This window comes from Massilia niastensis DSM 21313, from assembly GCF_000382345.1.
Classification (GTDB): Bacteria; Pseudomonadota; Gammaproteobacteria; order Burkholderiales; family Burkholderiaceae_D; genus Telluria; species Telluria niastensis.
Window position 1 is genome coordinate 35,668 of the sequence record NZ_KB908091.1, and the last position, 12,569, is coordinate 48,236.

Here is a 12,569-nt window from a genome sequence, read left to right on the forward strand (position 1 = left end):
TGTCCTTATTGTCGTGGTGTGCCGGTCAGTAGCTCGCCAGCGGCGTCAAGGCGCCGTTCCTGAAGGTGTACACGGTCACCGCGGTCTTCTTCAGGTTGCCCTTGGGGTCGTAGCCATAGGTGCCGACCACGCCCTGGTAGCTGATGCCGTGCATGGCCGCGCCGACCTTGGCGGAATCCACCGAGTTCGCATTCTTGATCGCCTGCGCGATGAACTTGGTCTGGTCGTAGAACGAGGGCGCGTACACGTCCGGCTCGCGCTTGAAGCGCTGCTTGTAGGCGGCCAGGAAGGCCGGGCCGCCCGGCTGCCTGGCCAGAATCGCGCCGGCCTGGGCGCAGCGCAGGTTCTCGCCGACGGCTGCGCCGCCCAGCTTGGCCATCTCCGGGCTGCACAGCGTGTCGCCGCCGAGCAGCGGCACGTTCAGGCCGAGCTGCTTCATCTGGCGCGCCATCGGGGCGCCTTGCGGGGCGTAGCCGCCGAAGAACACGGCGTCGACCTTGCGCGCCTTCAGCGCGGTCAGGATGGCGGTGAAATCGCTCGCCTTGTCGGTCGTGAATTCATGGCCCGCGACCTTCATGCCGGCCGCCTGCGCCTGGCGCTTGAATTCCATCGCGATGCCCTGGCCGAAGGCGGTGCGGTCGTCGATCACGCCGACGTTCTTCACCTTCAGTTCCTTGGCCGCGTAGGCGGCTACCGAGGCGCCCACCTGGGTGTCGCTGGCCACGATGCGGAATACCGTCGGGTAGCCGGCCTGGGTGATCTTGGGATTGGTGCCGACCGTCGACATCAGGATGCCGTTGTCGTTGTAAACACGCGAAGCGGGAATCGCCACGCCCGAGTTGTACGGGCCGAGCACGAACTTCACGCCGGCGTCGGCGAACTTCTGGGCCACCGTCACGCCCTGCTTCGGATCGCCCTGGTCATCCTCGGACTGCAGTTCGAAGCGCAGGGTGTTGCCGCCCACCTGGAGCTTCTGCGCGTTCAGTTCTTCGACGGCCAGGCGCACGCCGTTCTCGTTGTCCTTGCCGGCGAACGCATTCGCGCCCGACAGCGGGCCGCTCACGCCGATCCTGACCACCTGTTCGGCGGCGTTGGCCTGCACGGCGAGCAGCGCCGCCAGCGCCAGCGGCGCCATGTGCGCGATGTTCATTGTTGATGGCATTCCCTTGTCTCCGTTGAGTTCGAACGGCCGCCATCATCGCATGATTTGCACGCCTGGTTAAGGGTATCCGGCGACGGGAATGAAGGGCGCAAGGACGCCCGGCGGGGCGGCGGCCGGCATGGCGCCCGCCGGGACAATCAGGCGGGCAGGCCGTGGGCGATCAGTTCCAGCGGCAGTGCGGTGCTGTACTTGATCTGTTCCATGGAGAACGCGGAGGACACGCCGGTCAGGCGCGCGGTCTTGATCAGTTTCTTGTAGAAGCGGTCGTAGCCGGCGATGTCGGTGGTGACCACCTTCAGCAGGTAGTCGACGTCGCCGCTCATGCGGTGGAATTCGAGCACCTCGGGCAGCGCGACCACGGCGGAGGCGAAGCGCGCCAGCCACTTCTCGTCGTGCTCGGGCGTGCGCACGCTGACGAACACGGTGACCGGCAGGCCGACCTTGGCGCGGTTGACGATGCTGACGCGGCTTTCGATGTACCCCTCTTCTTCGAGGCGCTTGACGCGTTTCCAGCAGGGCGTGCTGGACAGGCCGACCTTCTCGCTGAGGCCGGAAATGGAGAGCGTGGCATCTGCTTGTAGTGCGGCAAGAATCGCACAGTCAAACTTGTCGAGTGAATTCATATTCCGATTTAGTAGTTCTAAGAATGATTATCCTTCATTTCGACCATAAACCGGTGAATTTGGGACATCTCCACCAGCACAACCCCATATCATATTACTTAAAAATAACGCCTTTCGCGACACCTTTTTTTATAATTTTGGCACTTATTCATGGACAAAGAGATCTATCTTGACGCTAACGCCACATCTCCCGTGCTGCCGGCCGCGATCGCCGCCGCCGCCGCGGCGATGCGGGACAGCTACGGCAACCCGAGCAGCAGCCATGCGGCCGGCCTGCGCGCCCGCGCGCTGCGCGAGGCGGCGCGCGCGAGCGCGCGCCGGGTGCTGGGGGCGGCGGGCGGCAGGGTGATGTTCAACAGCGGCGCCACCGAGGGCATCCAGACCGCCGTGCTGTCCGCGCTGTGCGCCATCCGCGCACGCCGCCAGCGGGGCGAAGCCTGCGGCGACCTGCTGCTCTACGGGGCGACCGAGCACAAGGCGGTGCCGGAGAGCCTGGCGCACTGGAACGAGGTGCTCGGCACGGGGCTGGAGCTGCGCGCGCTGCCGGTCGACGCCGGCGGCCGCCACCGGCTCGACGTGCTGCGCGAGCTGGCGCCGCGCGCCGCCTTCGTGTGCACGATGGCCGCCAACAACGAGACCGGGGTGGTGTCGGACCTGGATGGCATCGCCGCCGTGCTGCGCGAGAGCGCCAGCCCGGCGCTGTGGATGGTCGACTGCGTGCAGGCGCTCGGCAAGCTGCCGCTGGCGCTTGGCGCGTCGCGCATCGACTACGCGCCGTTCTCCGGACACAAGCTGTACGCGCCCAAGGGCATCGGCATGCTGTACGTACGCGAGGGCGCACCGTATACGCCGCTGATGTGCGGCGGCGGGCAGGAGGAGGGCCAGCGCTCGGGCACCGAGAACATGGCCGGCATCGCGGCGCTGGGCGCGGTGCTCGAGGCCCTCGAAGGCGGCGCGACCTTCCGCTCGCACAGCGAACTGCTGGCCTGCCGCGAGCGGCTGGTGGGGGCGCTGCGCGCGGCCTTCCCCGGCATCGTCTTCAACGCGCCGCTCGAGCATGCGCTGCCCACCACGCTCAACTTCTCGGTGCCGGGCGTGGCCAGCGCCGACCTGCTGGAAATCTTCGACGCCGCCGGGGTGCGCGTCAGTGCCGGCTCGGCCTGCTCGGCCGCCAGGGCGGCGCCGAGCTACGTGCTCGACGCGATGGGCGTGCCGGTGCGGCGCAGCGCGTCGGCGGTGCGCCTGTCCTTCGGCCCGCTGCTCGATGACGCCACGATCGACCTGGCCTGCGCGCAGATCGCGCGCTGCGGCCGGGCGCTCGCCCTGCCGGTGCTGGCGCCTTCGCCGCTGCTGGACGGCCAGCCGCAGGGCCTGGTGCAGCTCGACGCCGACGGCGCCAGCGGCTGGCTGCTGTTCGACGCCGGCGCGCGCCAGTGCGTCGCCATCGACGTGCCGGAGGCGGTGGCCGGGCGCAGCGCCGCCATGCTGCGCGCGGCCGGCTACCGCCTGCTGGCCTCCCTGCATACCGGCCAGGACGATCGTGGCGCCGCCGCGCTGGCCCGCGAGATGGACGGGGCGCCGGGCTGGCCCGCGGACGGCGGCGCGCTCGCGCTTGGCGACGCCATCCTGGCAAGGGCCGGGCAGGACGGCGCCCGCGCCTACCTGTTCGGCAGGCCCCAGGCAGGCGTGCTCGGGCCGGACCAGGTGCGCTTCGTGTTCGCCGGCCACGGAGAGACCCTGCGGCCGGACGCCGGTGCGCAGGCGCTCTGTTGCCGCGGCGAGACGGAGCGGGCGCTGGCGTCGCTGGAGACCGCGGCGCCGGGCGAGGGCGCCACGGAGCTCGATAGCGCAGCGGCGCGGCGCCTGCTGGACGCGCATCCCGACGCCCTCGTCGTCGACGTGCGCGAGCTGCGCGAACACAGCGCCGGCGCGATCCGCCTGCATGGCCAGGCGGCGCTCAACGTGCCGCTGTCGCGGCTGGCCGAGCATGCCGGCTACCTGGCCGGCGACGGCGCCCGGCCGGTGCTGTTCGTCTGCCGCAGCGGCGCCCGCAGCGCCCGCGCCGCCCGCGCCCTGCGCGGCCTGGGCCACCCGCGCGCCTGGAGCCTGTGCGGCGGGATTGCCCTCGCACACTGATCAGATGGTCAAACAGCCGGCCTGCCGGGCTGGCTGTGTACGGCACCGCACAGTAAACCCCGTCCTATTCCTCTAGCATGGCGATGGCCGTGCGCGCCCAGCGTTTTCCGCCCTGAACCGCCCCGGGCGCATTGCGCGCCAGCGGTCGACAGCGCACGTCCCTGTGTCGAGGTCCCCGTTGAAACTTGAGAACAATCCGATGGCGGAATCGCCGACCGGTCCGGAACGCGCCGGGCAGGCAGGCGCCGGCGGCGATGCCCCGCTGCGCGCCGCTCCGCTCAGTGCGGCCCAGCTGGCGGTCCACGGCCGCCAGCTCGCCGCGCGCCACCAGCTGTCCGGCGCCGCTTCCGCGCGCGACATGCTGGGGCTCCTGGACGCGAATGCCGCGGCCATCGCCCAGGCCTGCGATGCGCTCGACCGCGCCGCGGGCGCCGGCCGCGAGCCGCCGCCGGCCGGCTTGCGCCTCCTCGACCAGTACCACCTGCTCGACGCCCAGGTCCGCCTGGCGCGCGGCCAGCTGCTGCGCGACGCGCGCGAACTGCCGCGCCTCGCGCCCGACGACGCGCCGCGCGCGTTCCGCCTGATGACCGAGGCGGTCGCGCACGGCGACGGCCGCATCGATCCCGACCAGCTGTCGCGCTTCCTGGCCGCCTACCAGGAAGGCGCGCCCCTGGCCCTGGCCGAGCTGGATGCGCTCCCGAGCATGCTGCGTCTCGCGCTGGTGGACAACCTGCGCCGCCTCGCGGCGCGCGCCGCCCGTGTCTGCGCCGAGCGCGCGCTGGCGGCCGACTGGGCCGCACGCATGGTCGAAGCGGCCGAGCAGCGTCCGGGCGACCTGATCCTGCTGGTGGCGGACATGGTGCGCAGCGTCGAGCCGCTGGGCAGCGGCTTCGTGGCCGAACTGGCGCGCCGCCTGCACGGGCAGGGCGCCACGCTCACCCAGGCCCTCGACTGGATCGACGCGCGCCTGGCCGACGAAGGCCTCAGCATCGCCCTGCAGATGGAGGCCGAGCGCAGCGAACAGGCCGACGATGCGGTGTCCGCCGCGAACAGCCTGGCCAGCCTGCGCCAGGCCGGCGGCGTCGACTGGCGCGCCTTCGCGGAAAACATCAGCGCGGTCGAGCAGGTGCTGCGCGCCGATCCGGACGGCAGCTATGCCCGCATGGACGGACCGACGCGCGACCTGTACCGCGGCACGGTCGAACGGCTGGCGAAGGCCACCCGCCATGCCGAGATCGAGGTGGCGCAGGAAGCGCTGGCGCTGGCGGGCGTGCACCGCGCGCCGGGCGAGGGCGGCCTGGACCGGCGCACGCGCCATGTCGGCTACTACCTGGCCGGCCCCGGACGCTCCCTGCTGGAACAGCGCCTGCAGGCGGGCGGCCTGGCGCGCAAGCTGCGCCGCATGGCGGAGGCCGCGCCGCAGGCCACGCAGCTGGGCGCGGTCGCCGTGCTGACCTTGCTGTTCACCGCCGCGATCGTGATCCATGCGCGCCACGGCGGCGCCGGCCTGCTCCTGCAGGCGGCGCTCGGGCTGCCGGCCCTGCTCGGCGCGAGCCAGCTGGCGCGCGCGCTGGTGCGCCTGATGACGGGCTGGCTGGCGCCGCCGCGCATCACGCCGCGCATGGACTACGGCGCCGGCATTCCCGCGGGAGCGCAGACGGTGGTCGCGGTATCGGCCCAGCTGTCCAGCGGCGCGAACGTGGCGAAGCTGTGCCGCGACCTGGAGGTGCGCTATCTCGGCAACCGCGATCCGCGGCTGCGCTTCTGCCTGCTGGCCGACCTGGCCGACGCGCCCGCGGAACAGATGCCGCTGGACGCCGCGCTGGTCGAACAGGCGCGCGCCGCGATCGAGGCGCTGAACCGCAAGCATGGCCACGAGCAGATGACCGAGACCGTCGACGAGCATGGCAATCCGGACGCCGTCAGCGTGCGCATCGAACCCTTCCTGCTGATGCAGCGGCCGCGCAGCTGGAGCGCCAGCGAGCGGGAATGGATCGGCCGCGAACGGCGCCGCGGGCAGCTGTCCGACCTGAACGCCTGGCTGTGCGGCGGCGCGCGCGAGCGCTTCCAGCTGGTGGCCGGCGCGACCGGCGCACTGGCCGAGGTGCGCTACGTGATCGCCCTCGACGCCCATACCGGACTGCCGCGCGATGCCGCCAGGCAGCTGGTGGCCGCGATGGCGCATCCGCTGAACCAGCCGGCGCTGGGCAAGGATGGGCGCGTGCTCGAAGGGCATGGCCTGCTGCGGCCGCGGATCTGCGCTCCGCTGCCGGAGCGGCGCGCCACGCGCTACGAGCGCCTGTGGGCGGACGGCACCGGGAGCTGGGCGGCGCAAGGGGCGGGCTGCGGCGCCGCGGCCGACGGCAGTCAGGGCTGGGCCGCGATCTACGATGTCGACGCCTGGCAGCGCGCCATGGGCGACGGGATCGGCGACGAGGGCCGCTTCGCGCCCGGGCTGCCCGAGGAGGACCGCCTGCGCGCCGGCAGGGCGCGCGACGTGCAGCTCGATGCGGCCCATCCGGCGAGCTATGGCGAGCATGCCGTGCGGCGCCACCGGGACACGCGCATGCACTGGCAGATGGCCGGCCGGATGGGCGGCAAGGACGCGGCGGTGCTGGAAGCGCCGCACGCACGCTGGCAGCTGTTCGACCGCCTGCGCGACAGTCTGGTCGAGCCGGCGCTGGTCGTCCTGCTCATCCTGTGCTGGAGCATGCTGGCCACGCCGGCCTTCTGGAGCGCGGCGGTGCTCGCCGTGTATTTCCTGCCGGCGCTGGCCGGCGCCCTGGTCGCGCTGGCGGACCGGCCGCACGACGCGCCCTGGCGCCAGCACCTGGACGGCTGGGCGCGCGGCGCGCGCGTGCCGCTCGTCCGCAGCGCGCTGGAGGTGGCCTTCCTGCCGCACACCGCCTGGTGCCGGCTGGACGCCATCGGCCGCGCGCTGTGGCGCCGCCACGTCTCGCGCCGCCGCCTGCTGCAGGGCGCGCAGCCGCTGCTGGCGCGCCCGAGCAGCGTCATCGTCAACAACTGGCGCACGATGTGGTGCGCGCCGGCGTTCGCGGTCGGCATCGCGCTGCTGCTGACCTTCGCCAATCCGTACGCGCTGTTCACGGTCGCGCCCTTGCTGCTGATCTGGTTCCTGTCGCCCGCGCTGGCGTGGTGGGGCAGCCAGCCCGGGCGCCAGCGCCCGGGCCGCCTGGGCGCGGCCCAGTCGGCCTTCCTGCGCGCGCTGGCGCGCCGCACCTGGAGCTTCTTCGAGGACCACGACGGCGGTGCGCGCGGACTGGCGCCGGAAGCGGTGCTGGAGCATCCGCAGCCGCAGGTCGATGCGCGCGTCTCGCCCGCCGGGATGGGCCTGTCGCTGCTGGCCGGCCTGGGCGCGCACGACGCCGGCTTCATCCCGGCCGGCGCGCTGCTGACGCGGGTCGAGACGGCGCTGGCGTCGATGGCGCTGCTGGAACGCTGGCGCGGCCACTTCTTCCAGTGGTACCAGGGCGCCTCGCTGGCGCCGGTGGAGCCGGCCTTCGTGGCCACCGCCGGCAGCGGCAGCCTGGTGTTGGCGCTGCGCACCCTGGCCGCCGGACTGGATGAGCTGCCGGACCAGCCGGTGGCGGACCGTCTTGCCCTCGACGGCATCCGCGCCGCCCTGCGCATCGTCGAAGAGCATGCCGCGGCGGCGCCGCCCGCGACCCGGGCCATGGTCGCGGCGGTGTCGCGCGCCATGGAGCCGGAGCGCTGCCGCGCGCTCGACACCCTGCCGGGCCTGGCGGAATGCCTGCGCACGGTGACGCAGGAAGCACGCAGCCTGAAGGACAGCCTGCCGGCCGATGCCGACGCCGGGCTGCGCGCCTGGTCCGCGCGCCTCGCCGCCCAGTGCGAAGCGCAGCTGCGCGACCTGTACGCGGTGGCGCCCTGGAGCCGCGCGACGCAGGAATATGTGCTCGACGCCAGGCTGACGCGCATTCCCAGCCTGCGCGAACTGGCGGCCCTCGATGTGGCGGACGCGCCCGGCCAGGGGCTGGCGCGGCTGGTGGAGGAGGGCCGCGGCTGCGCGCACCGCCGCCTGCGCGACCTCGAACGCCTGGCGGCGCAGGCGCGCGCGCTGGCGCACATGGATTTTTGCGCCCTGTACGATGCCGGCGCCGGATTGCTGGCGGCCGGCTACCACGTACGCGACGACCGGATGGACGCCGACAGCTGCGACCTGCTGGCGTCGGAAGCGCGCATGGCCAGCTTCGCGGCGGTGGCGCAGGACCAGCTGCCGCAGCAGCACTGGTGGTCGCTGGGACGCCCGGTGCGCATGGAAGGCGCGGAACCGCTGCTGCTGTCGCGCTGCGGGGCCGTGTCCGATTACCTGGCGCCGCAGCTCATCATGCCGTCCTGGCGCGATACGCTGCTCGACGGCGCCGGCCGGGCGCTGGTGCGGGCCCAGGCCGCGCACGCGCGCCGCAAGGGCATCCTGTGGGGCTACTCCGAATCCGGCTGCAACGCCGTCGACGCCGCGGCGCGCTACCGCTTTGGCCGTTTCGGCATACCGGCCGCGGCGCTGCAGCGCCGCGCCGGCGACGACCTGGTCGCCGCGCCGTATGCGGCCATGCTGGCGCTGAACGCCGCACCCGCGCTCGCGCTGGCCAACCTCGAACGGATGGCGGAGCAGGGCCTGCTGGGCGAACACGGTTTCTACGAGGGGCTCGACTATGCGTCCGCGCGCCTGCCGGCGGGCGAGCGCCAGGTGGTGGTGCGCGCCTACGCATCCCGGCACCAGGCGATGGGCCTGCTGGCCCTGGTCCAGCTGCTGCACGGGCACCCGATGCAGCGCCGCTTCGCCGCCGATCCCGAGTTCCGCGCGGCGCTGCCGCTGCTGCAGGAAGCGCTGCCGGCTTCGGGTGCGGCGGCGCCGGTGCGCTACGGCGCCCGCGTGGCGCAGGACGGCGCCCTTGCCGCACGCGCCTACGCCCGCGTCATCCGGCAGGACGCCGGCGCGACCCTGCCCGAGGTGCAGCTGCTCTCGAACGGCGGCTACCACCTGCTGCTGTCCAGCGACGGCGCCGGAACCAGCCGCTGGGACGAGCTGCTCCTGACCCGTGCGGAAGGAAACGATGGCGCCATGGCGCTCTATGTGCGCGATCCGGCGGACGGGCGCCTGTGGTCGAACACGCTGCTGCCGGCGCTGGCGCGGCCGGAACGCCAGGAAACCGTGTTCGCCGAGGGACGCGCCACCTTCCGCCGGCACGACCATGGCATCGACATGGTGACCGACGCGGTGGTGGCGCCGGACGACGACGTCGAGCTGCGCCGCATCCGGATCGCGAACCGGGGCGCGGCGCCGCGCACCCTGGAACTGACCAGTTACGTGGCGCTGGCCGGGCCGCCGGTGGCGAGCGGCGCGCGGAGCAGCGCGGCGGCCGAGATCGACGAGGCCAGCCAGGCCTTGCTGTGCGCGACCGCGCCCGATGCGCCGGTGCTGCTGCACCTGATGTCGGTGCGCGACGATTCCGGCGCGGCCAGCCATGAAACCAGCCGCGCACGCTTCATCGGACGCGGCAGGGACCTGCGCGCGCCCCAGGCCGTCACGCTCGGGGGCGCGCTCGCCGGCCTGGACCCGGAGCCCGGCGACCCGGCGCTGGCGATACGGCGCATGGTGACGCTCGCACCGGGGCAGGAGATCACGGTCGACCTGGTGCTGGGCGCGGCCGGCAGCCGCAGGGTGGCGCGCGACCTGGCGGCGCGCTACCGCATGGGCCATGTGATCGACCACGCGATCGAAGCGGCATGGACCCATGGTCAGGCCTTCCTGCGCCGCCTCGAGCTCAGCGAGGCCGACGCCCAGATGTTCACCCGCCTGGCGGGCTGCCTGGCGTATCCGGTCCCGGCGCTGCGTGCGGACGCTGCCCTGATCGCGCGCAACGTGCGCGGCCGCGACGGCCTGCGTCCCTACGGCATCGACGGCGAGCTGCCGGTGGTCCTGCTCCAGCTCGGCCACGGTCCCGACACCGGCCTGGCGCGCCAGGCCATGCAGGCGCATGCCTACTGGCGCAGCCGCGGCTTCGCGGTCGACCTGCTGGTGCTGTGCGAGAGCCGGACCGCGCGCGAGCAGATGATGCACCTGGCCGCGCCGGTGCTGGATCCCTCTTCGTTCGAGCAGCCCGGCGGCGTGCACGTGCACCTGCTGCCCGACATTCCGCACGAAGACCGCATCCTGCTGCGCTCGATCGCGCGCGTGCTGCTGTCGGACGAGCGCGGCGGACTGCCCGACCAGCTGCGCCGCGCGGCGCGGCCGCGGGCGGCGCTGCCGCCGCCGTTCGCGCCCAGCGCCCAGGCCCAGGCCTGGACCGCCGCGGCGCCTGAGCCGCCACGCGAAGCGCTGGCGCACGACAACGGCATCGGCGGCTTCGCGCCTGGCGGGCGCGAGTACGTGATCCGCAGCGGCCCGGGCCTGCCCGTGCCCGGCGCGCCGTGGGTCAACCTGCTGGCCAATCCCGAATTCGGCAGCGTGGTGTCGGAGCGCGGCCATGCCAGCAGCTGGAGCGGTGGACGCGAGGCGCGCGTCACCGCCGGCGGCGACGACCTGCCGGCGCCCGGCACCGGTGAAGCCTTTTACCTGCGCGACGAGGACAGCGGCGCATGCTGGTCGCCGACGCCCTGGCCGGCGCCGTCCGGCGAGGGCTACCTCACGCGCCACGGCTTCGGCTACAGCGTGTTCGAGCATCGCGCCTGGGGCATCGGCTCCGAGCTGCGCTGCTTCGTGGCGCTCGACGCGCCGCTCAAGTATTCGGTGCTCAGGCTGCGCAACGACAGCAGCGCGCCGCGCCGGCTGTCCGTGACCGGCTACGTCGAGTGGATGCTGGACCGGGCGGACGCCACGCCCGGCCTGCAGGTCGTCACCGGCATCGACCTGGCGAGCGGCGCCCTGTTCGCGCGCAATGCCTTCGGCGAGGGATTCCGCGACAAGGTGGCCTTCTTCCACGTCGATGCCGAACAGGTGGCCTGCACCGCCGACCGTCTCGAGTTCATCGGCCCGCAAGGCGACATCGCCATGCCGGCGGCGCTGGCCAGGAGCGGCCTGTCCGGCAGCGTGGGCGCCGGGCTGGATCCCTGCGGCGCCCTGCAGGTCGGGATCGAGCTGCAGCCGGGCGAGGAGGCCGAGCTGGTGTTCGTGCTCGGGGTCTCCGGACCCGGCAGCCTCGATGCCAGCCGGGTGGTGCAGCGCCACGGCGGGGTCCAGGCCGCCGGCGCCGCGTGGGAACGGCTGCGCCGCTGGTGGGAACACACCCTCGAGCGGGTACAGCTGGAGTCGCCCGATGCCGCGCTCGACCTGCTGGTCAACGGCTGGCTGCCCTACCAGGCCATCGTGGCCGCCATGGGCGAGCCCTCGCCCGCGAAGCGCCTGCAATCGGTGCAGGCGGCGCTGCATGCGCGTCCCGCCCTGGTGCGCGAACAGCTGCTGCGGGCGTCGCGCGACTTCGGCGCCGGACAGCATCCCACGGCCGAGGATTTCCTGTGGCTGCCGTTCGCCATCGTGCGCTACCTCGGCGCGACCGGCGACCATGGCGTGCTGCGCGAGACGCCGCTCGACAGCGGCGATGGCGGCAGCAGCGGCGGCGCGTCGCGGCTGGCGCGCGCCGACGACCTGTACCAGCTGTGCGTGCACGGCCTGCGCGGCTGCCTGCGCTTCGGCGCGCGCGGCCTGCCGCTGGCCGGGCTGCGCCTGCACGAAGAGGTCAGGGGCCCCGGCAGCCGCGCCGAAAGCGTCCGGCTGGGGTTCTTCATGATGGCGGTGCTGCAGCGTTTCGCCGAGGTGGCGGACCGGCGCGGCGACTTCGGTTTCGCCACCACCTGCCGCGGCGCCGCGCAGGCCCTGGAAGCCCAGCTCGGGGAACACGGCTGGGATGGCGAGTGGTACCGCTGGGCCTACCTGGACGACGGCGCGGTGCTCGGCGCCGCCGTCAATCCCGATTGCCGCATCGACCTGCTGACCCAGGCCTCGGCCCAGCTGGCGGGCGCGCCCCACGGCGCGGCGGCCTTGCGCGCGGCTGTCGAGCGCCTGGCCGGCGAGCATGGGGACCAGGTGCCGCTGTGCGATCCCCCGGCCGATGGACAGTGGGCCCCCGGCCTGGACGCCTGGCCCGGCCAGGACCACCGGGCCACGGCCATGGCCGCGATCGGCCTTGCCCGGCTGGGCGAGGCGGCGCCGGCCTGGCGGCTGGCGCGCATGCTCGACCCGATCCGGCGCACGGCCAATGTGGATGCCTGCCTGCGCCACGGCGCGATGCCGTATTTCCTGGCCGAGGGCGTGCGCACGCTTGCACCCCATGCTGGACGCGCCATCGGCGGCTGCTACACTTCGTCTGCGGGGTGGGCCTGGCTGATGGTCGTCGAAGGACTGCTGGGCATCGAACGGCGCGGACAGCGCCTGCTGCTGGACCCGCGCCTGCCGCCGGAATGGGAAGGACTCACGCTGCGCTACCGCTACGGCCGGGCCATCTACGAGATCTCCGTGCGCGCCGACGCCAATCATGCGGGTCTGCTGCTCGACGGGGAGCCGCGCGAGCGCGGCATCGAGCTGGTGGACGACGCCCACCTGCACAAGGTGGCGGCGCCGGCGCCGCGCGCACCACGCGACAACAAGAACTAGACGATAAGGAACACGA

Annotated in this window: 4 protein-coding genes; 2 read left to right on the top strand and 2 right to left on the bottom strand. The window is 73.3% G+C overall.

Annotated features, from left to right (window positions below):
- Positions 1-25 precede the first annotated feature (25 nt).
- Positions 26-1,150, bottom strand: a complete 1,125-nt coding sequence (locus tag H162_RS0111285; protein ID WP_020653576.1) for a branched-chain amino acid ABC transporter substrate-binding protein — start codon at positions 1,148-1,150, stop codon at positions 26-28.
- A 149-nt stretch (positions 1,151-1,299) separates the two neighbouring features.
- Complete coding sequence (locus H162_RS0111290; protein ID WP_020653577.1) at positions 1,300-1,785, bottom strand: Lrp/AsnC family transcriptional regulator; 486 nt, start codon at positions 1,783-1,785, stop codon at positions 1,300-1,302.
- 150 nt (positions 1,786-1,935) lie between these two features.
- Here H162_RS0111290 and H162_RS0111295 point away from each other — a divergent pair, with 150 nt between their 5' ends.
- Together H162_RS0111295 and H162_RS30640 are read left to right on the top strand one after the other, a co-directional pair.
- Entirely contained in the window at positions 1,936-3,921 is a 1,986-nt protein-coding gene (locus tag H162_RS0111295) for an aminotransferase class V-fold PLP-dependent enzyme (protein WP_026354519.1), read from the top strand.
- Positions 3,922-4,099: 178 nt separating this feature from the next.
- Complete coding sequence (locus H162_RS30640; RefSeq protein ID WP_229452032.1) at positions 4,100-12,553, top strand: GH36-type glycosyl hydrolase domain-containing protein; 8,454 nt, start codon at positions 4,100-4,102, stop codon at positions 12,551-12,553.
- Positions 12,554-12,569: the final 16 nt, after the last annotated feature.